This is a genomic window from Bacteroides oleiciplenus YIT 12058, assembly GCF_000315485.1.
In the GTDB taxonomy this organism is placed as follows: Bacteria; Bacteroidota; Bacteroidia; order Bacteroidales; family Bacteroidaceae; genus Bacteroides; species Bacteroides oleiciplenus.
In genome coordinates this window covers 1-21199 of the sequence record NZ_JH992949.1, presented here as the reverse complement: position 1 = coordinate 21199, position 21199 = coordinate 1, and the positions used below count along the sequence as shown (strand labels likewise).

The 21199-nt window shown below is 46.2% G+C and carries 19 protein-coding genes, 2 tRNA genes and 3 rRNA genes; 1 reads left to right on the top strand and 23 read right to left on the bottom strand.

The genetic code is table 11. The features are described from left to right. Positions 1 to 340: 340 nt before the first annotated feature. Genes HMPREF9447_RS27125 through HMPREF9447_RS27090 form a run of 8 tightly spaced genes read right to left on the bottom strand, consistent with a single transcriptional unit; the run spans position 341 to position 3686 of the window. The gene (locus HMPREF9447_RS27125; RefSeq protein WP_004304290.1) at positions 341 to 649 is read right to left on the bottom strand and encodes a hypothetical protein; all 309 of its coding nucleotides are present in this window, start codon (positions 647 to 649) and stop codon (positions 341 to 343) included. 53 nt (positions 650 to 702) lie between these two features. Beyond that, on the bottom strand, positions 703 to 948 hold the full coding sequence (locus HMPREF9447_RS27120) for a DUF6956 domain-containing protein (RefSeq protein ID WP_004291529.1): 246 nt from the start codon (positions 946 to 948) through the stop codon (positions 703 to 705). Continuing rightward, positions 945 to 1178, bottom strand: a complete 234-nt coding sequence (locus HMPREF9447_RS27115; RefSeq protein WP_004304291.1) for a DUF3873 domain-containing protein — start codon at positions 1176 to 1178, stop codon at positions 945 to 947. Before HMPREF9447_RS27115 ends, HMPREF9447_RS27120 begins: the two co-directional genes overlap by 4 nt. A 19-nt stretch (positions 1179 to 1197) precedes the next feature. Then, complete coding sequence (locus tag HMPREF9447_RS27110; RefSeq protein ID WP_004291531.1) at positions 1198 to 1455, bottom strand: hypothetical protein; 258 nt, start codon at positions 1453 to 1455, stop codon at positions 1198 to 1200. 24 nt (positions 1456 to 1479) lie between these two features. Beyond that, positions 1480 to 2811 carry a PcfJ domain-containing protein gene (locus tag HMPREF9447_RS27105; protein WP_004291532.1) on the bottom strand — a complete coding sequence of 444 codons (1332 nt, stop codon included), beginning with the start codon at positions 2809 to 2811 and terminating at the stop codon, positions 1480 to 1482. Continuing rightward, positions 2808 to 3224, bottom strand: coding sequence for a PcfK-like family protein (locus HMPREF9447_RS27100; protein WP_004291533.1), 417 nt, complete (start codon positions 3222 to 3224; stop codon positions 2808 to 2810). Before HMPREF9447_RS27100 ends, HMPREF9447_RS27105 begins: the two co-directional genes overlap by 4 nt. Positions 3225 to 3237: 13 nt before the next feature. Next, positions 3238 to 3459 carry a hypothetical protein gene (locus HMPREF9447_RS27095; protein WP_004291534.1) on the bottom strand — a complete coding sequence of 74 codons (222 nt, stop codon included), beginning with the start codon at positions 3457 to 3459 and terminating at the stop codon, positions 3238 to 3240. Positions 3460 to 3470: 11 nt separating this feature from the next. After that, on the bottom strand, positions 3471 to 3686 hold the full coding sequence (locus tag HMPREF9447_RS27090; protein WP_004291535.1) for a hypothetical protein: 216 nt from the start codon (positions 3684 to 3686) through the stop codon (positions 3471 to 3473). A 347-nt stretch (positions 3687 to 4033) separates the two neighbouring features. Here HMPREF9447_RS27090 and HMPREF9447_RS29520 point away from each other — a divergent pair, with 347 nt between their 5' ends. Next, complete coding sequence (locus HMPREF9447_RS29520; RefSeq protein WP_171031146.1) at positions 4034 to 4246, top strand: hypothetical protein; 213 nt, start codon at positions 4034 to 4036, stop codon at positions 4244 to 4246. A gap of 415 nt (positions 4247 to 4661) precedes the next feature. On the opposite strand, the gene HMPREF9447_RS28680 is transcribed toward HMPREF9447_RS29520, so the two are convergent. The 15 genes from HMPREF9447_RS28680 to HMPREF9447_RS27015 all read right to left on the bottom strand — a co-directional run. Further along, the gene (locus HMPREF9447_RS28680; RefSeq protein ID WP_009132795.1) at positions 4662 to 4859 is read right to left on the bottom strand and encodes a hypothetical protein; all 198 of its coding nucleotides are present in this window, start codon (positions 4857 to 4859) and stop codon (positions 4662 to 4664) included. Between the two features lie 96 nt (positions 4860 to 4955). After that, positions 4956 to 7520 carry a glycosyltransferase family 1 protein gene (locus tag HMPREF9447_RS27080; RefSeq protein WP_009132794.1) on the bottom strand — a complete coding sequence of 855 codons (2565 nt, stop codon included), beginning with the start codon at positions 7518 to 7520 and terminating at the stop codon, positions 4956 to 4958. A gap of 39 nt (positions 7521 to 7559) precedes the next feature. After that, the gene (locus tag HMPREF9447_RS27075) at positions 7560 to 9221 is read right to left on the bottom strand and encodes a glycogen/starch synthase (protein WP_009132793.1); all 1662 of its coding nucleotides are present in this window, start codon (positions 9219 to 9221) and stop codon (positions 7560 to 7562) included. 316 nt (positions 9222 to 9537) lie between these two features. After that, entirely contained in the window at positions 9538 to 10002 is a 465-nt protein-coding gene (locus HMPREF9447_RS27070; protein WP_009132792.1) for a V-type ATP synthase subunit K, read from the bottom strand. Positions 10003 to 10045: 43 nt separating this feature from the next. Then, entirely contained in the window at positions 10046 to 11851 is a 1806-nt protein-coding gene (locus HMPREF9447_RS27065; RefSeq protein ID WP_009132791.1) for a V-type ATP synthase subunit I, read from the bottom strand. Continuing rightward, on the bottom strand, positions 11848 to 12453 hold the full coding sequence (locus HMPREF9447_RS27060) for a V-type ATP synthase subunit D (protein WP_009132790.1): 606 nt from the start codon (positions 12451 to 12453) through the stop codon (positions 11848 to 11850). Before HMPREF9447_RS27060 ends, HMPREF9447_RS27065 begins: the two co-directional genes overlap by 4 nt. Before the next feature lie 32 nt (positions 12454 to 12485). Further along, the gene (locus HMPREF9447_RS27055) at positions 12486 to 13814 is read right to left on the bottom strand and encodes a V-type ATP synthase subunit B (RefSeq protein WP_009132789.1); all 1329 of its coding nucleotides are present in this window, start codon (positions 13812 to 13814) and stop codon (positions 12486 to 12488) included. Between the two features lie 10 nt (positions 13815 to 13824). Continuing rightward, positions 13825 to 15579, bottom strand: coding sequence for a V-type ATP synthase subunit A (locus tag HMPREF9447_RS27050; protein ID WP_009132788.1), 1755 nt, complete (start codon positions 15577 to 15579; stop codon positions 13825 to 13827). A gap of 18 nt (positions 15580 to 15597) precedes the next feature. Beyond that, positions 15598 to 16440 (bottom strand): DUF2764 domain-containing protein, encoded by an 843-nt coding sequence (locus HMPREF9447_RS27045; protein ID WP_009132787.1) that lies wholly within the window; start codon positions 16438 to 16440, stop codon positions 15598 to 15600. 11 nt (positions 16441 to 16451) lie between these two features. After that, positions 16452 to 17042: a hypothetical protein gene (locus tag HMPREF9447_RS27040; RefSeq protein WP_009132786.1), complete on the bottom strand. Its 591-nt coding sequence runs from the start codon at positions 17040 to 17042 to the stop codon at positions 16452 to 16454. Between the two features lie 310 nt (positions 17043 to 17352). Then, a 5S ribosomal RNA gene (gene rrf / locus HMPREF9447_RS27035) occupies positions 17353 to 17462 on the bottom strand. A gap of 92 nt (positions 17463 to 17554) precedes the next feature. After that, a 23S ribosomal RNA gene (locus HMPREF9447_RS27030) occupies positions 17555 to 20435 on the bottom strand. A gap of 136 nt (positions 20436 to 20571) precedes the next feature. After that, positions 20572 to 20645: transfer RNA gene (locus tag HMPREF9447_RS27025), tRNA-Ala, on the bottom strand. Positions 20646 to 20673: 28 nt separating this feature from the next. Beyond that, a tRNA-Ile gene (locus tag HMPREF9447_RS27020) sits at positions 20674 to 20747 on the bottom strand. A gap of 188 nt (positions 20748 to 20935) precedes the next feature. Beyond that, positions 20936 to 21199 (bottom strand): 16S ribosomal RNA (locus HMPREF9447_RS27015); the annotation flags it as partial.

The window sequence follows — 21199 nt, the reverse complement described above, 5'->3', positions numbered from 1 at the left end:
CCACGAAAAAGATTTGGATTTAAAACGCCCAATGAAGTTTTCGCTCAAAAATTAAACGAAAACATAGGTGTTGCATTTATAACTTGAATCCACCACAACAAAAATGATTGAACGTATCAAATCGTTGGGGGAAATGGAGACGAAGCAGAAATGTGTAGTTCAACGGTTCGAGATTATCATTCCCCTCCACCAAAAAATAACGACCCAATATATAGCCTCCGCAAGTTTTACTTGCGGATTTTTTAGTTATCGCAGATTGGACAAAGGTTTCTTTGCTACTTTCTTTGTCCGCCATCATGCTCACTGAAAGAAAGTAGGGCGGCTCTCGCCGCCCCGCCACTCAAAAGCGTGTGTAAAGTCCCGTCACCATCGTGAACATTTCCTCCAGCATATCAAAATAGATACCCTCGTGTACGGCAATGTCCTTTGTCTTGCACTCAAAGGTCTTTTTGCTGAACGTCCTGCGGTAGAAGCGCATATTGTAGAGGTCTGCCCCTTCGTCATAGATGATGTCAAGGCGGTTGGCACTTGTTTTGTTCCTTGCAAGGCTCATCCGTAAGCCGTTGCCCATATCTATGAAATCACGGCTACCTGTCATGGCGGTGAAGCGTTTTCCGCCTATCTGCTGTAATATCGTCTTGGCTATCATATCTTTTGTTTTTAGGGTTTTAAGTATTGGCGGTGCGGACACCGCCATCCCGTTCAAAATTCTCGCATTTCGGAAATGGGGGTCTGCCGTTGTAGCCACTCTTTCACACATTCCATATTGTACTCGCTCGTGATGACTGCCGTATGGCTGTCGGTGGCGGTGAAACGTGTGCTTTCGTAATCATCTATCCACCCCTTGAGGGTGTCCGTTCCCCACGCTCCGGTATCGTCAAAGATACCGTCCAATGCCGTGATAGGTTCGCTGAACTTGACTATCAGCGTTTGATAGGTCGTGTTCATAGTCTGTCCTCCTTTCCCTTCTTTGCGTTCAGCCACTTGTCCCGTGCGGCTCGGCACTCGTCCAACGTGGGTTTGACACAAGAGAACAATTCTCTGTCTATGGGGTGGCGGTAGTCGTACTGCACAAGTGTCCGCCTGCGTCTTCCGATACCCGATTGGAAACGCTCGTATTTCTCCGTACCTGCTTCCGCGCAGGTGCTTACTCCGTTGATGGTCATTCGTGTTGTCATAATGTTGCTTTTTAGATGGTTAAAAATGTACTGACAGAACTCTGTTCTTCATCACCATTTCGGGGTTGCTTGTGTAGCGTTGGTGCAGGTAGAAATGGTGTGAGCCGAAGCCGTAAAGGAAAAACTTGTCAAGTTCGTGCTTCTCGGCAAACTCCTTTACGCTCTTTCTCAATTCCCCCTCACTCGTTGTGAGAGTGAGGAGGTTCACAAATTCAAGGAACATCGTGGGGATTGCATCATCCCACACACAAATCATACTTTCAATTCTTACTTCCATATCAATGTTGTTTTAGGGGTTATGCTATGCCGCTTTCATCCGCTCACGGATAAGGTTGGCGTTCTTGTTCACAAGGTCTATGATGCGCTCGTGATATTCGGTGTCCTGGTTGTGCTTGCCGTGGCACTGCACCACTTCGAGGGTTCGCAAGTCCACCTCTACGGTTTCAATAATCTCATCGCCAATCCTTGCCGATAGTATGAGGGTGTCGGCTTTCTTGTAGTATCCACTGCCAAACACGCAGATGCCCTGCGTCTTGCCCTCGTTGTAATACTCGTCTATGCTTTCAAGCACCTTGACGATTATTTCCTCGTCCGTGATTACCAAGCCGAAGAATTTGGATTTGTTGGCGATGAAATCCTCCGCATCTTTCTTTCGTTGGAGTTGTCGCTGTTGCTCACGCTCACGCCTTTCAATCTCCCAACGGCGTTGCTCTGCGGCTCTTTCCTTCTCGTGTATGGCTTCAATTTTTCGGGTTGCGTTGTCGTGTGCCGCCATGAAATCTTCGGGACAGATGTTCTTCGGGTTACGGAGGTCTTGACCGAGTTTTTTGAGCATACGCAGATAGTCGCACCACATTGAGAGGTTGTCTATCTGATACTTGTGACGCTTGGCAATCAGATATGATGCCCAACATTCATCGGCAGTACGGGTATTGAAAAGAAAGTGTTTCATGACCTCAATCTCACCGCCTTTCATAAGGGTTTCAATTCTTGGGTCTGAAAGCAAGGCTTTGAAAAGACGCACGGGGGAGATGCCGTGGAAATCGCCCTTGAAGCCGTTACGTCTGAGTTGGGGCAATATCCTCATCTTTGGATATGCACAGCTTCTTGCCACCACATCATCGTATAGGCTGTTGTGCGGTCTTACCTCCATATCGCTGCCTAATGCCCACACATCGCAATAGCAGAAAAGGAAGCCACGGAGCAACGCCATGTCCGTAACCTTGCCGTCGGGTGAAATCCAACGCTGCACGACCTCGTGGCAGTAGAAACGCATCGGTTCGCCTTTCCTGCTCTCGCATCTGACCTGCGCCACGCGGATTACCTGATACCCTTTGCAGGTGGTTATCACGCTGAAATTCTGCGTTTCCTTGTAGATGCGTCTGCGTGTGTCCTGCACTTTGAGTTCGGCATGGCATTTGGGGCAGGTGCAGCCTTCAAGGGTGTCGCATAGTCCGCTGTCGCTGTGCCACTCGTGACCGCAGTCGGAACAGGTGATGTTCCCTTTCTTGGTGCGGTAGCCGATATGCTCAACGCAGTGGCGGTATGCCCAATCTATTTGTGTCGCTGATATGGGGCGAAGGTTGGCGGAAAGTCTTGCCACCTCTTTCTGTATCTTGGTCTTCGGTTTCATAAGCCTAAATCAAATAATGAGGGTTGGGGTTGGTTTTCTTTTCTCGCTGACGGTCTGTGGCGGTTCTGCAACTTGCGGAGTTCCTCCTCTTGGTATTTGCGGACAGCGTTCTGACGTGCCTCCGCCTTTTCCTCTGCCGTGAGTTTCACAACGTGGTTCACAACCACTTGGCAGTCCATCGGTTTGCCCACCTCTATCTCGTTTTCCTCATAGTAGTGGATGGCTTGCCCGAATATTTCTCCGTCCGTGAAACCGTTGCAACCGCTTTTCTGCACATAGTTCAGAATGTGGGTCACGCACTCGTCCATGTTCTTGGCAGGGTTGCGGTACTTCTTTGCAAATAGCGCATCTTCCTCCGCACGCTGTTCCAAGTACATATATATCGTTCTCTTGAAATGGTCTGTTCCTTTCATATCGCTGTCATTTTTAGATTATCTGTTTCAGTATCTCTCTCCAATAGGTCGGCTCTACCTCGCTGAGAAGGAAGTCCATGAAATCCCTCCGTGCGTCCTTGTTCAGTTCGTGGTACAATCTTCGGAAAGTTTCAAAATTGCCGTTGATGTACGTTTCCACCATATACACGAAGATGTTGTCCACCTCGTAATATCTGCACTGCTGCGCTGCCGTCTTGCTGTTTCTTTTTGCCATGTCGGTAAGGGTTAAAGGGTGAATAACCAAAGGATGAAGCCAAAGAAGGCAATGGTGGAAAGGATAGCCACGATTACACCTATCGCCACTCGGAACACTCCGTTTACAATCTCTCTGATGATGCCCCAAAGGATGCCGAACACCCCGAAGGCGGTGCGCATCATCAAGCCGCATATCGCCAACCCGATGTGTTGCGCCATTTGTCTGAAATTTGCCGTTGCCGTCATATCTTCGCTGTTTTTGATTTTTTTGTTTTTAATGCGGATTCAAGAGCTGAGGGAGTTGAGTTTCAAACTATCTTATCTGCCTCTCGTTTATCCGACATTTTTTTTATGCGTCTTTCTGTCGCATCGGTCGTTTTCGTTTCGGGTGCTTGAAAAGGTAGGGATTAGGGAATGCAAGGTTTTTCGGTCAAAATACTACCCGCAGGGCTGGAGATTTTTACCGAAAACAGGAGGCTTGACCTTGCTTTCCCGTCCAATCCCGGAATTACCTTTGCGCCCAGAACGAAAATGACTGACTGATGCGGCTTACTGAAAGGCGCAAAATGGAGGTAAACGAAAACAGAGGCAGATTGTGTAGAAAAAAACTTCAGGGGAAAATCCGTAAAAAAAAGAATCACCAAAAGGAAAAAGACATCACCGGAAGCGTGAAAAGGGCAAACCACAACAAAGGAAGTATGATTGTTTCCGATCCGACGGAACTTGTTCAGCCGGGTGGCAACAATCATTCTTCCCGGTTTGTCCGGCTGTGTGTGGGCGCCTGTTTCATTCATGGGGCAGGCTGACACACTCTGCATTCACTTTCCGCTTCCGGCAAAAGAGACAGCGAAAAAAGAAAAATCATTTGAAAACCCGTAAAAGCACCTCTTGGCATAGGCGCAAAAGAAAGGGGCATTGCTTCATCTGTCTAAACATCGTTTAGGCGTGAGGCAATGCCCTTTTCTCCAGCTATGCGGTAGTCGGCACACGTTTGTTCCAAACTCGTTTTGGGCAATGGTGTGCCGACGGACAATACCGCTTTTACGGAAAATTCTTATGAATGAGGGGATAAAAAACGGGAGTTTATATCAAAATCTCGAATTAAATAGCTACTTTTGCATACGAAGAGTTCTTTGAAGGTTACGCAACGCGCAGAAGGATAATGCAGTAGATAACTAACTAAATCGTAACCTATTACTATCAAGAGCAATTAACCTACGCTCATTTCCAATAAATTACACTCTTTTCGTAACTTCCACTTACCAGATTATAGTTCATCTTGTTATGAACTTGCCTGCCATTTTTCAAATAAATGACAGCATCCTGATAATCACCAAAAAGAAAAGAGGAACTCTCTTGTGCATATCCTCTCGGAACTGCACAAAACAAAACGCTCAAAAAAAGAAGTAAATGTCTCATAGCATATGTCTTATTAAGGTGAATAAAAAACGAAAAGCTGCTCCGAGAAGTTTGATAACCTCCCGCAAGCAGCTTCTATGTTGTTATATTGAACTCTTATACGAACCAGCGAACGTAACAGAAATCCTGACGGTGCGGCAGGTCAGAGCTCTTCGGGAACATACGGTAGGATACCTTGAAGCTACCTGCGTTCTCTAATTTATGCTTCACCTGGAAGGTGTAGAGGTTACCCTCTTTTTTCACCACACTGAACGGCTCAACAGAGTAAATGTGTTGTTTACCGTCTCCAGCAGTGTAAGTAGTTACCAATTCCAGACCAATAGCATCGTTCAGACCCTTTTCATCAATCACGTAAGTAATGGTATATTCCTTACCGCTTTCGATAGAACCTTGTATCAGCTCTTCGCCCTTCTCATAAGATACTACTTCTACACTATCCCACTTAGCTGCAACTTCTTCTTTCCAAGCTGCGATTTCCTTAGCTTTGGCATTATCGTTGGCAGCCAATCCTTTGAAACGTTTAGCCAGCTTGGTGTAGAACTTGCTATAATAATCGTCCAACTGACGCTTCATGGTATAGTGCGGCGCAATCTGTGCGATAGAATTCTTGATAGTCTTCACCCAACCTTCTGAGTAACCCTTCTTGTTGCGTGCATAATACAACGGCAGAATTTCGGTTTCGAGGATACTGTAGATAGTTGCTGCATCCAACTGGTCCTGATGGTCTTGATTCTGATAAGTACGCTTTTCAGTCAGCGCCCAACCTGCACCTTCGCGGTAGCCTTCCAACCACCATCCATCGAGTACAGAGAAGTTCACAACACCGTTCATCAGTGCCTTTTCACCGGAAGTTCCGGATGCTTCGAGCGGACGAGTCGGAGTATTCAACCAAATATCAACGCCAGATACCAGACGACGAGCCAGTTGCATATCGTAGTTTTCCAGGAAAATAATCTTACCCAGGAATTCAGGACGACGGGAGATTTCGATGATTCTCTTAATTAAGCCCTGACCTGCACCATCATGCGGGTGAGCCTTACCGGTGAACAGGAACTGTACCGGATAGTCAGGATTATTCACGATCTTAGCCAAGCGGTCGAGGTCAGTGAACAACAAGTGAGCACGTTTGTATGTAGCGAAACGACGGCCGAAACCAATCAGCAGTGCGTTCGGGTTAATCTTATCCATCAGGGAAACGATGCGTGAAGGATCGCCCTGGTTCTTCAGCCAAGTTTCACGATATTGCTTGCGAACATAGTCTATCAGCTTGTTCTTCAAAGCCATACGAGTTTCCCAAATCTTTTCATCAGGTACATTATAGATAGCATTCCAAATCTTCGGGTTAGACTGATCGTACAAGAAGTTTTCGTCGAAGTTGGCAGCATACAGATGTTTCCATTCCGTTGCGCTCCAAGTCGGGAAATGTACGCCATTGGTAACATAACCTACGTGCATTTCTTCGGGGAAGTATCCCTTCCAGATAGTAGAGAACATCTCCTGAGAAACCTTTCCGTGTAGCCAGCTCACACCGTTCACTTCCTGTGAAGTGTTGCAAGCGAAGATAGACATACAGAAACGTTCGCCCTTATCGCCCGGATTGTTACGACCGAGATCCATCAGGTCATCCCAACTGATACCCATCTTAGCAGGATAACCGCCCATATACTTGCCGAAAAGACCCTCGTCGAAGTAATCGTGACCGGCAGGAACCGGAGTATGCACTGTGTACAGAGAAGAAGCACGTACCAACTCGATAGCCTGGTCGTAAGACAAACCTTCGGCTACATAGTCGCAGATACGCTGAACGTTAATCAACGCTGCATGTCCTTCGTTACAATGGTAAACATTCTTTTTAATGCCCAGTTTCTTCAGTGTCAATATACCACCAATACCAAGCAGAATTTCTTGTTTCAGACGGTTTTCCCAGTCGCCACCATAAAGTTGGTGAGTAATAGGACGGTCGAACTCGCTGTTCATTTCATTGTCCGTATCCAACAGATAGAGAGAGATACGTCCAACATTTACACGCCACACATTAGCATGCACAAAGTAATCCAAATAAGGAACATCTACCACAACCTGATTTCCGTTCTCGTCCAATACACGGTCGATGGGCAATTGGCCGAAGTTCTGAGCTTCATAATTGGCTATCTGCTGGCCATCCATAGAAAGAGTTTGTGTAAAGTAGCCATAGCGATACAGGAAGCCGACCGCACAAAGGTCAACATTACTGTCAGAAGCCTCTTTCAGGTAGTCGCCGGCAAGAACACCCAAACCACCAGAATATATCTTAAGTACCTGATTCAAACCATATTCCATACTAAAATAAGCAACAGAAGGACGTTTCTTATCAGGTTCCACATCCATGTATGCTCTAAACTTAGAGTACACGTCGTTCATTCTCTTCAGAATCACTTTGTCGTTTGCGAGTGCTTCGAGTTTTGCATAACTCATTCTTTCCAACAGAAGGACGGGGTTATGACCTACTTCTTTCCACAAAGCAGGGTCAAGGTCTCTAAACAGTTCGGTAGCTTCGTAATTCCAGGACCACCAAATGTTGTGTGCCAACTCAGACAATTTCTCCAATTCGGCAGGAACATGAGATTTCACGTTTACATCTTTCCAGTTCGGAGTATTTACATTACTAACTTTAATCTTCATTGTATGATTACTTGATTGATTAATAATTCATATTTCTTTTTAGCCCAACTGACGCTGCATCGCATGGCGAAGAGCAAAATCGTAGGCTTCATAATAATATTCTATAAAATGCTTCCACAAAGCTTGCTCAGCCACTTGTCCGGCACGCTTGCGTATCTCTTTCACTTCTGCATCTGTCTTCATAGAAAATGCGGAGATGGTGTCTTTGATGCCATCAGCCACTTCAGAGTAATTATAGTCTGAACGGTGAAGCACCTCTACTCCATCATCGATGCCATGCTGGTTCTTCAGGCTGTTCACCCAAAGTCCGAAACCGGCAAGGTCGGTCGTGATGGTGGGAACATGGAAAGCAACACTTTCCAGCGGAGTATATCCCCAAGGTTCATAATAGGAAGGATATACACTGAGGTCTTCTCCCAATATCAAATCATAATATTGTTTATTGAGAATGCCGTCTTTTCCATCAAGGTAGCAGGGCACGAAAACCACTTTTACCTTGTCTTCAGGATGATTGCTCATACCCATGTACTTTAACATGTCCAACACCTGGTCATGTGTCATATTGTGCAACCAGTGGGTAATGAAAGGCACTTCCAGCGGAGTATTGAACTTCTCCTTGCTCTTAAGACGCTGCTGCAAATCTTCGCGGGCATCTCCCACCCATCCGGGCACATTAATAAATGCCAGTATATTCTTTTTCAGATTCTTATCACGGTTCAAACGGTTCAAGGATTCAAGAAAAACATTAATGCCTTTATTCTTGAATTCATAACGTCCACTGGTACCCACAATCAGTGTATCATCGCCCATGTCAGTGCCCAACAAGCAATTGGCTGTGCGAAGCATGACCGCCCGTGCACGTTTACGTTTTCCGGTAAATGTAGCACCTTTCGGCACAAAATCATCTTCAAAACCGTTCATAAGCACTACATCGGCAGGCTTTTCCAGCAGTTCCTTGCACTCATTGTTCGTTATTTCACTCACAGTCGTAAAACAGTCTACATGGTGTGCAGTTTGTTTTTCGATGGAGTGTTTGGATTGCATATTGAGTTCTTCCGCCATCTGATCGCCGTTATAAGCGAAAAGATAATCATAGAGCGGTTTATCATTGCCTGCAATGGAACGTCCGATAGATGTGGCATGCGTGGTGAAAATTGTCGCAATTTCAGGAACAGCCATCTGCAGGTAGAGTGCACCCATACCGGTCATCCACTCGTGTGCCTGATAAATCACTTTATCCGTCTCCGTCAGGTTATAGCGATAAAAGCTCTCTACCACTTTTCCGGCAGCATACGAAAACATAGATGCTTCGTCATAATCACCGTATGCATGCAATGAATCCACTTGATAGTGGTTCCACATTTCTGTATATATATCATTCTTCTGTGCGAAAAACGGTTGAAAATCAACCAATATAACGATGGGATTGCCCGGAATGTTCCAGCGTCCTACACGGACGGAAAGGTTATCTTTTTCAGCTGCATGTTTTCTCCATGCTGCACAAAGGTTGTCGGACTCGATAAACAGAGGGTTCTCTTTCCCTTGCCAAAAATCAGGTCCTATAAAAAACAATCTATCATGAAATTTTGCCTGCAATGTATTCGCTCGCGTGGACAAAACCGTATAGATACCTCCAACCTTATTACATACTTCCCAGCTAGACTCGAAGATGTAGTCGGGGGTTAACAGCTCTTTAGTCATATTACTTTTAATCTCTATTACTTAATACCAGGTGCAAAAGTACGCATTATTCTTTGAAAAATAGCCTATTAATCGAAAAAACTAATGAAATATGCATAAACAATCGTTTGCGGAATAGGCTGGTTGAAACGGACTTGCCTTCTCAAATGCCATACTTCAATGAGCAGAATGCTACACTTCGATGAACGTAATGCCACACTTGGGAGGTTGCAATGCCTCGCATTTGAAACGTTGAAGTGTGGCACTTGAAACAATAAACCCAGAGCTGCCGGAACAGGCAACTCTGGGTTAATAAATTTATTCTGAAATATAGTTCTTATGCAGTCAAAGCGCTACCAATCAAGAATGTTGCAGCCAATGCAACGATAGCATAAAGTTCCGGGAATACAGCGAGAATCAGCGTGTTGCTGAATACGTTGTGACCTTGTCCGATAGCTGCGATACCATTGGCGCAAACCTGTCCCTGGCGGATAGCCGAGAACAGAGCAACCAATCCTAATGCAATACCTGCACCGAGGATAGCCGCTGCCTGGATAGCTGTCATATCAGGAGTAAGGATACCAAAAATAGTCTGAAACATAAAGTAACCTGCGAAACCGTACAAACCCTGCGTACCGGGAAGTGCCGTCAATACAAGGAAGTTACCGAATGCACCGTCGTTTTTCTTCAAAGCGCCGATAGCTGCGTTACCGGCAATCGTCACTCCATAGGCACTACCGATGCCAGACAAACCAATCATTACTGCGATGCCGATGTAGGCAATCAATAAATTCATTTCCATAATTTTTCGTTTTTTATTGTTTTAATTTTTAATTCTAGAATTATTATTTTTTGAACGGCTTATATTCTTTTCCGCCTCCCTCGTAACCGGAATTCTTAAAGAACTCCACGAAGGTCAGACGCATGGGGTGAACCATCGCACCCAATACGTTCATAAACATATTGATGGCATGTCCAATGACAAATATCAATACCATCACAATCGGCCCGGCAATCACATTGTCGGGGCTCATACCTACAGCCAGACTGTTGAATACTCCCGCAAGGATACCTCCCGACAGACCAAGTGCGAACAGACGGACATACGAAAGTACGTCGCCGAGCAAACCCGTAGCCATGTTGTAAGAGTCCCACAACCCCAGTCCGATGTTCATGAACACATTCTTACCGGGACTGTTAAAGAGGAATATCATAGCAGCCGCCACACCGAGAATGCACAGATGCACCGTACCACCCAGCGGCATGATTTCGGGCAACAAGGCTCCTACTCCGCAGGATACCAGCAACACAATCCAACCGATAGTGGCCACAGCATACTTGAAGCCGAACTGTATCGCCTGATTAACTGCTTTCAGCACCATACCGAAAAGAATCTGTATCACACCGAGTATCAGTGAAAGCTGGAACATGGCGTTGTTATCCATAAACAAGTGTTCCTTCATATATTGCAAGAAGGGCACATTGATGTCATAGAGGCTAACTCCGAAGAACGTACCTGTCAACATTCCACAGAAGAATGTGGACGCAGCAAGCACCTGTACCAGTGAAAGTATCGGTTTCATCGTCGCACTGATGTTCTTGGCGAACATGCGATAGAGCGTAGCACCCAGAAAGAGGAACAATCCGTATCCGGAGTCTCCCAGACACAATCCAAAGAACACCATGAAGAATGGTGCAAAGAACGGTGTCAGATCCAGTTCACTGTACTTCGGAAGCATGTAGAGTTTGCATATCGGTTCGAACCAGGCAAAGAAACCTTTGTTGTTCAATTGGATAGGCACGTTGTCTTCCGGCGTCGGACTGGTAATCTCATAGTAGATGTGCTGTTCGTCCAGCCACGCAGCAATCTCCTTTTCCCTGGAGGCCGGCGCCCATCCTTGCAGTAACATCAATTTCTCGCCTGCCGTAGCTTCTGTGCTCAGCATTACTTTAGAAAACTCGATGTCAGTGTTTACCTCTTTCAGGGCGGCCTCTAAAGAAGGTTGTTCTTTTTCAGCAAGTACGGTCAGTTTCTTGTCATTGTCTGCCAAAGCCTGTTCCGTCTCTTCGCAAAGTATCTGCACACGGGTCAACGAGTAAGGAGGCAACTTCATCTGCTCAGCATCCAAGTCTACCTCCACCACATTTTTAGTTACAGTAACGAAATAAACACGCGAGGATACACGATTGATAATCATCGCGTTATAGTTCTCCTCCCAAGTCTCGTCATAGCTGCCTTCCGAACAACTGTAAAAGTTGAGCGTGAAACCTGCATCGTGCAAGCGGGCAAGACTTTCAGGTTCAAAATCCCCCCAAGGTTCCAGGGCAGTTTTCTCTTTCTGATAGTTCTGCAACTGCTGTTGCAGTTTTGCCTTTTCACTTTGCAGTACGTCCACTTCGTCCAGCACTTCCAGCCCGCGGGCAGCGGAAGCAGGAGTGGTGTCCTTTGCTTCGCCCAGTCCACTTAGCATTTTCAGCGTTGCCTGCAAGCGCGAGGAAAGACTGATGCTATCCTGCAACTCTGCATTATCAGCCACGCCTTGTTGCTTCTCGGCCACGTGCACTACTCCAAGTTCGCGCACTCCGTTTAGAAATGCTTCGTACTCCTTATGATATACAAGGAACGTGAGTTTCTTCATTTTTGTAATCATGCCTCTACCTCCTTCCTATTCTCTTGATGGGATTTCATGATTTTCTGCGATGATTTGGAGAGGTTCTCCTCATCTTCCATGAAGCGCTTGATTTTTCGCAGAGCATCCTGATAGCCTGGAATCTGCACTTTCTCAAAGAGATTTACCTTTTGAGTAGTTTTCTTACGTGCATGTTCCAGTAAGCCCAGTTTGGCGACGATAAATTCTCGCTCGATGGCCGTATGTGCCAGCGTCTTGAGCAAATGCACCCCGTCGGCATACCATTTGGGGGCATTGAACAAGCTGTAAGGGCGTATCTCGAAATCGATACTTTCGAGTAACGGAACCCGTACACCGGCAATCTTCTTCACACCGAGATGGACATCGCTGACCTTTATCAATGAGGGATCAAACTCATTCCAAAGAGCGAACATCGCTTCGTAGGCCTGGATTTCCCGTTCCAACTTCTCGTCCAGCATGGCAGCTTCCGACTTGCAGCGCTTCACTTCCATACGTAGCGCGCTCTCCTTATTCTTAATGATAGGGAGTGTACGCACCCGCACCTTCAGTTGCTTTTCCAACTGCTGGAGAGAGGTTTTATTATATTGAAACTTTATAGCCACTTTTTTAGTGATTAGTTGTTAGTGATTGGTGATTAGTTGGCGGCTTTCGGCCAGAATTCATCAACTAATTCTTTCTTGATATTCACTTCTTCCGGACGGAAATACTTGCCGAACAGGCTCCATGCCACGTCTAGCATCTCTGTCGTATCAAGGTTGACGTCAATAGCCAGCAATTGGTTGGAGTAGTCCTTGGCAAATGCAAGGGTACGTTCATCGTAGTTCGTCAGGTCGAAACCATTCTCCAACTTGGTTTTTGCATTGGCGGCATCGGCATACAGACGCACGGCGGCATTCATCACCTGCGGATGGTCCTTACGCGTCTTCTTACCCGTAACGAGCTGTTTCAAACGAGACAGTGAACGGAACGGGTCAACGATAACCTTACCAATATCCGTATCACGACGCAGGAACAACTGACCTTCTGTGATATAACCTGTATTATCAGGCACGGCATGCGTGATGTCGCCACCGGACAGAGTGGTCACGGCAATAATCGTGATAGAACCACCGCTTGGGAACTGCACAGCCTTCTCGTAAATCTTTGCCAAATCCGAATAAATAGAACCGGGCATAGAGTCTTTCGAAGGAATCTGGTCCATACGGTTGGATACGATAGCCAACGCATCGGCGTATGAGGTCATATCAGTCAACAATACCAGAACCTTTTCATTATTGTTCACAGCAAAATATTCGGCTGCGGTCAATGCCATATCCGGAATCAACAGACGCTCTACAGGCGGATTTTCAGTCGTATTCATAAAACTGACGATACGGTCAAGCGCACCGGCATTGGAGAATACATTCTTGAAATACAGGTAGTCATCGTTCGTCATACCCATACCGCCCAGGATAATCTTATCCGTCTCGGCACGAAGCGCCACGTTCGCCATTACCTGGTTGAAAGGCTGGTCGGGGTCGGCAAAGAACGGAATCTTCTGTCCGGAGACCAGCGTATTGTTCAAATCGATACCTGCGATACCTGTTGCAATCAGTTCCGACGGTTGTTTACGGCGCACCGGATTCACAGACGGACCACCGATTTCCACTTCCTGACCTTCGATAGACGGTCCACCGTCAATCGGGTCACCGAAAGCGTTGAAGAAACGTCCGGCAAGCTGTTCGCTCACTTTCAGCGTAGGCGACTTGCCCAGGAATACTATCTCTGCATTGGTGGGGATACCTTCCGTACCCTCGAATACCTGCAAAGTCACATCGTCACCGGCAATCTTCACCACCTGGGCGAGTTTACCGTTTACGGTTGCCAACTCGTCATACCCTACCCCTGTTGCTTTCAGCGAACAGGTAGCTTTCGTAATCTGAGTGACCTTGGTATATATCTTTTGAAATGCTTTTGTTGCCATCTTATTCTTATTATGCTTTACGTTCTTCAATCAATTCCTGCAACTGTTTACGGAATCCTTCGTACTCTTCGGACTTGAATTTCGAGTAGTTCATCTGCTTGCAGACGTTAATCATCTTCTTGAAGTAATCCATTACCTCATTGAAGTTATCGAATTCAAATTCCGTATGACAGATGTCGATTATCATGTTCAGGATATCTTCCTGACGTTCCATCGGAGTCACAGCGTCAATTTCGTCAAAAGCATCCTGTTGCAAGATTACGAAGTCAATCAACTCTGATTTCCAGAAAGTCACATGATATTCCACAGGCACACCGTCATCACCGAGGATGTTGATCTGTTCGGCAATTTCCTTACCACGTTGCAGGCGGTTCTTGATTTCGTTCACCTTACCAATCCACTCACCGTTGATGTGTTTCTTGATATATTCCTCAAACTCAGGATATTCGATGTATTTAGAATAAGAATCAATCGGATTCACGGCAGGATAGCGCTTCTTATCAGCACGATCCTGTTCGAGGGCGTAGAAACAGCGGGCCACCTTCTTTGTATTTTCCGTTACCGGCTCTTTCAAGTTACCACCGGCAGGAGACACCGTACCGATGAAAGTAATAGAACCTGTTTCACCATTACCCAGCACCACATATCCGGCACGTCCGTAGAAGTTAGAGATGATAGATGACAAATCCATCGGGAATGCATCAGGTCCGGGCAACTCTTCCATACGATTGGACATTTCGCGCAATGCCTGTGCCCAACGGGAAGTGGAGTCGGCCATCAGCAACACTTTCAATCCCATGCTGCGATAGTATTCCGCAATCGTCATGGCTGTGTACACAGATGCTTCACGGGCAGCCACGGGCATGTTCGAAGTATTGGCGATAATGATTGTACGCTCCATCAGCTTACGGCCTGTATGCGGGTCAACCAACTCGGGGAATTCCGTAAAGATTTCCACAACCTCATTGGCACGCTCACCACAGGCAGCGATGATTACGATATCCGCTTCCGCCTGTTTTGAAATGGCATGCTGGAGCACCGTCTTACCCGTACCGAACGGACCAGGGATAAATCCCGTACCACCCTCTACGATAGGATTAATGGTATCAATCACACGCACACCCGTTTCCAACAGTTTGAAAGGACGCGGTTTTTCTTTATAATTCGTCATGGCACGCTTCACCGGCCATTTCTGTATCATGTTCACATGAACGTCGTTGCCTTCCTCATCGGTCAGCACTGCAACGACATCTTCAAGGCTATACTCACCTTCGTCTACGATGGATTTCACAGTACATACACCTTTCTGCGTGAAAGGCACCATGATTTTCAGCGGCTGGAAGTTCTCTTCCACCCGTCCCAGCCAGGAAGCGGCTTCCACTTTGTCACCCACCTTTACCAAAGGTACAAAGTTCCATTTGCTTCCCTTATCCAACGGATACGTATATTGACCGCGTTTCAGGAATACACCATCCATCTTGTCGAGGTCATTTTGCAGACCGTCATAGTTTTTCGAAAGCATACCCGGGCCTAATGTCACCTCAAGCATGTGTCCGGTAAATTCAGCTTCGGCGCCCACTTTCAGTCCGCGGGTGCTTTCAAACACCTGCACGTACACATGGGTACCTACCACCTTAATCACCTCCGCCATCAACCGGTCGCCGCCGGTCGAGATGTAGCAAATCTCGTTCTGTGCCACCGGGCCGTCAACGACGAGGGTTACCATGTTGGCGATAACGCCACTAACAGTTCCTTTTGTTGCCATATAATTATGTTATTTATTTTATCTGAATTCTGCAGGTATCTGCACTTCGTCCTTCAACGTTGCTATGATGCTGCGGAACAATTGGTTACCCTTTTCCTTATCCAAAGAAATCCATCGTTCTATCATCTCCAATTGCAACAGGAAGACAAACAGACGTTCTATCGTGAAATAATTGAAGAAAGTAGCTTCCTCCATCCAGTTCCAACGTAGCTGGTCTATTTTCTTTTCCCGTTCCACCAATTCCTCGGTTTCGCTGATTTTCACAAGCTGATCCAGGAAATCCACTTCCCCCGTCAGCCCGAAATCACGAGCACCGGATGTGCGCAAAGCCTCACATACCTCCGTATCGCCCACTATCAGCGGAGCGATATCCATTTTAAATTTCCGTGCGGTTAGCGCCACCAATATATTGTTCATCGTCAGATTGAACGCGAACCAAGAAGACACAAACTTATTCTTACACTTCATTGCATAGTCGTAATAAAGTGCAGCCAGACGGTCTTCATGCAAAAACTCATCTTCGGCAGGAGTATTGAAATATTCGGAAATGAAAGTGGAGAGATAGGAAGGGAACACAGCATCGGCCACCTCATCGCCATCTTTTAGCAACGAGATGAACTCCGCCAGTTCTTCCGCGGAATAATTTCCACGCGGATCGATGACAGCATCTTTGTCCTTCAGTAATTTCAGAACGTTCGCATTGTCAAATTTCAGATAAAACAGATCAATCAGTTTTCTATCTTCATCAGACAATTCCGGATATAGTTCCGCTTTAAAATCAGCTACCGTATAGTTCAGCTTACTGTCCTCCAGAGTGAGTTCGGGCAAACCGGCTACTAAGTAGTAATAGTATTTACTCATATCCTGTGGGTTTAGAACAGCATTTCCACTAACTGCGGACGCAGGAATTCTTTGAAGTAATTCATGAACTCTTCTTCACCGAAATTCACCTTGTAGGAACCATCGGCAGGCGAAACAGTAAACAACGTCTTGTTGCCGTTCACTTGCTCTATTTTCACACCCTTATCCAGCAACGCTTTTGCTTGTGCACCGAAGTACTTCTTCAGGCCGTCTGCATCGGAAGTAGAGATCACGATAGGTTCGTTCACGCTCCACTTAGAAGCCAATGCAACAATAAAGGCATTCAGATAATCTTTGTCAGCGGCAAAAGCTTTCACATCAGCATTCACAATCTTATCCGTCACAAGCGTGGCGATTTCAGATTTTAACGCATTCACGGCTTGGCCGGCGAACAATCTCAATTCCGACTTAGTATTTTCTGCCAGTTCATCAGCAGATTTACGAGAGGCAGCCACAATTGCTTCTGCTTCTTTACGAGCATCTTCTACAATTCTTTTGGCTTCATCTTGAGCGTTAACGATAAGTTTTTGGGCCTCAGTATTACCTTTTTCGACCCCTTCACGGTAAATCTTATCAGTTAACTCTTGAATTTTGTTTTCCATATCTACAGGAGTTATTTTAATAATTATAAAATTGCGATTTTTTTCCCTTTCTATTAGATTCGAGTCCAAAAGTACTAAAATCCCTTAGATAAAAAATAGAAAGAACGGAATAAAAACGGTCTATTTTTCAAAAAAAGCCTTTTTATACCATTTTTATTCTGTAAATATAAGGAGTAAATTACAAACTGGAAAGAAAATAGACACTGAAAAGGAGAAATGGGATTCTGAAAGAGGAATATTGAAGAGTAAAATGAAGAAGCGGGGAAATACAAAAAGCCCCCACATCTTTCGATATGAAGGCTTCTCTCTAAAACGGCGACTACCTACTCTCCCACTTTACGCAGTACCATCGGCGTGATTAGGCTTAACTTCTCTGTTCGGAATGGGAAGAGGTGGAACCCTAATGCTGTAATCACCTGAATAAGTCAGACATGATGTAAAAAAGTAAAGGAATTAGTCTTAATCTTTGCGGATTAAGCCGCTGAACGTATATATCCGCCATACAAGGCAAGAACTAAAAGTGAACGGGCAATTAGTAATGCTCGGCTATGATGTTACCACCTGTACACCTGCATCCTATCAACGTTGTCGTCTTCAACGACCCTAAGAAATCTAATCTTGTGGCTGGCTTCGTACTTAGATGCTTTCAGCACTTATCCAATCCCGACTTAGATACCCAGCAATGCACCTGGCGGCACAACTGGTAAACCAGAGGTCAGTCCAACACGGTCCTCTCGTACTAGTGTCAGAGCCACGCAAATTTCATACGCCCACGATAGATAGAGACCGAACTGTCTCACGACGTTCTGAACCCAGCTCGCGTGCCACTTTAATGGGCGAACAGCCCAACCCTTGGGACCTTCTCCAGCCCCAGGATGTGACGAGCCGACATCGAGGTGCCAAACCCCTCCGTCGATATGAGCTCTTGGGAGGGATCAGCCTGTTATCCCCGGAGTACCTTTTATCCTTTGAGCGATGTCCTTTCCATACAGAAACACCGGATCACTATGCTCTAGTTTCCTACCTGATCGACTTGTTAGTCTCCCAGTCAAGCGCCCTTATGCCATTACACTCTACCGCCGGTTACCAATCGGCGTGAGGGCACCTTTAGAAGCCTCCGTTACTTTTTTGGAGGCGACCACCCCAGTCAAACTACCCACCAAACAGTGTCCTCGCAGTGCGAGTTAGAACTCAAATAACCAAAGGGCCGTATTTCAACAGCGGCTCCACAAATACTGGCGTACCTGCTTCAAAGCCTCCGGCCTATCCTACACATCAATTACCCAAATTCAATGTTAAGCTATAGTAAAGGTTCACGGGGTCTTTTCGTCCCATCGCGGGTAATCGGCATCTTCACCGATACTACAATTTCACTGAGCTCACGGTTGAGACAGTGTCCAGATCATTACACCATTCGTGCAGGTCGGAACTTACCCGACAAGGAATTTCGCTACCTTAGGACCGTTATAGTTACGGCCGCCGTTTACTGGGGCTTCAATTCAATGCTTCTCTTGCGATGACATCTCCTCTTAACCTTCCAGCACCGGGCAGGTGTCAGGCTGTATACTTCATCTTTCAATTTTGCACAGCCCTGTGTTTTTGTTAAACAGTTGCCTGGACCTATTCTCTGCGCCCGTCATTGCTGACGGGACCCTTTATCCCGAAGTTACAGGGTCAATTTGCCTAGTTCCTTAACCGTGAATCACTCAAGCGCCTTAGTATATTCTACCCGACTACGTGTGTCCGTTTACGGTACGGGTACCTTAAAGATTAAGTTTAGCGGATTTTCTTGGGAGTATGTTTACATGCACTATTGGCTTGTTCGTAAGGATTTTGTATACTATCAGGTTCGACTCTCGGTGCGGATTTGCCTGGCCTGATCAACATCTACACCCTTCAACGGACTATTCCGTCAGTCCGCGGCACTATCACGCCTCCGTCTCCACGTCACTCTTTAAGGTAGTACAGGAATATTAACCTGTTCTGCCATCGGCCTCACCGTTCGGCTGAGCCTTAGGACCCGACTAACCCTGATCCGATTAGCGTTGATCAGGAAACCTTAGTCTTTCGGCGAGGGGGTTTCTCACCCCCTTTATCGTTACTTATACCTACATTTGCTTTTCCACACGCTCCAGCAAAGCTCACGCTTTACCTTCAACGCAGAGTGGAATGCTCCCCTACCGATGTTTACACATCCCATAGCTTCGGTAAATTGCTTATGCCCGATTATTATCCACGCCAAACTCCTCGACTAGTGAGCTGTTACGCACTCTTTAAATGAATGGCTGCTTCCAAGCCAACATCCTAGCTGTCTTAGCAATCTGACTTCGTTAGATCAACTTAGCAATTATTTGGGGACCTTAGCTGATGGTCCGGATTGTTCTCCTTTAGGACATGGACCTTAGCACCCATGCCCTCACTCCTGATATAGAACTAATACGCATTCGGAGTTTGTCAAGACTTGATAGGCGGCGAAGCCCTCGCATCTTATCAGTCGCTCTACCTCATATTAGTATAAATCAAGGCTGCACCTAAATGCATTTCGGGGAGTACGAGCTATCTCCAAGTTTGATTAGCCTTTCACCCCCACCCTCAGCTCATCCGGAAGCTTTTCAACGCTTATCGGTTCGGTCCTCCAGACAGTGTTACCTGTCCTTCAACCTGGCCAAGGGTAGATCACTTGGTTTCGCGTCTACTCCTTCCGACTATCCGCCCTGTTCAGACTCGCTTTCGCTTCGGCTGCAGGTCTCAAGACCCTTAACCTTGCCGGAAAAAGTAACTCGTAGGTTCATTATGCAAAAGGCACGCCGTCACAGTTTAAACTGCTCCGACCGCTTGTAGGCGCATGGTTTCAGGGACTATTTCACTCTTCTATTCGAAGTACTTTTCACCTTTCCTTCACAGTACTGGTTCGCTATCGGTCTCTCGGGAGTATTTAGCCTTACCGGATGGTCCCGGCAGATTCACGCAAGATTCCTCGTGTCCCGCGCTACTCAGGATACCACTAGGGTTAAATTAGCTTAGTATACTGGGTTATCACCGTCTATGACTGAACTTTCCAGATCATTCTACTCACTAACTGTCTTCCCACAACGTGGTCCTACAACCCCATTTATGCCGTAACATAAATGGTTTGGGCTATTCCCCGTTCGCTCGCCACTACTAGGGGAATCATTATTTATTTTCTTTTCCTACAGGTACTAAGATGTTTCAGTTCCCTGTGTTAGCCTCCATCTAAGATGGATGATACGTCTTCAACATACCGGGTTGTCCCATTCGGAAATCCGCGGATCAAAGGTCATTTGCACCTACCCGCAGCTTATCGCAGCTTATCACGTCCTTCATCGCCTCCGAGAGCCAAGGCATCCGCCATGCGCCCTTGCTTACTTTTAGTCTTACCTAGCCGTATGGCTCGATATATACTTTCAGCTTGTTAATAACTTTACTTTTTTTTGTACATCATGTCAAAGAACGGTGCTTCAATTATTAACTATTAATTATAAACTATTAATTAACAATCAAAACGGAGTGGAGAATAACGGATTCGAACCGTTGACCCCCTGCGTGCAAAGCAGGTGCTCTAGCCAGCTGAGCTAATCCCCCGGGAAAGAAGCAAAGCTTCTTCTCGAAGTAGTCCCAGGCAGAGTTGAACTGCCGACCTCTACATTATCAGTGTAGCGCTCTAACCAACTGAGCTATAGGACTGTCGAGTTCAACCTCGCCTTGCGGCTCGGCTTCTTCTTTCTCATTATATCTTTTAAATAAACAATTACGCGTAGTCCAAGAGGTTCTTATGGTAGCATTTATGAAAGAACCAACTTTTAAATCATTTAATTAAGAAAGGACTATTATTTTTAATCCGCAATTCTCAATCTAACAAAGCGTCGCTCCAGAAAGGAGGTGTTCCAGCCGCACCTTCCGGTACGGCTACCTTGTTACGACTTAGCCCCAATTACCAGTTTTACCCTAGGCCGCTCCTTAACGGTTACGGACTTCAGGTACCCCCGGCTTTCATGGCTTGACGGGCGGTGTGTACAAGGCCCGGGAACGTATTCACCGCGCCGTGGCTGATGCGCGATTACTAGCGAATCCAGCTTCATGGAGTCGAGTTGCAGACTCCAATCCGAACTGAGAGAGGTTTTTGGGATTAGCATCAC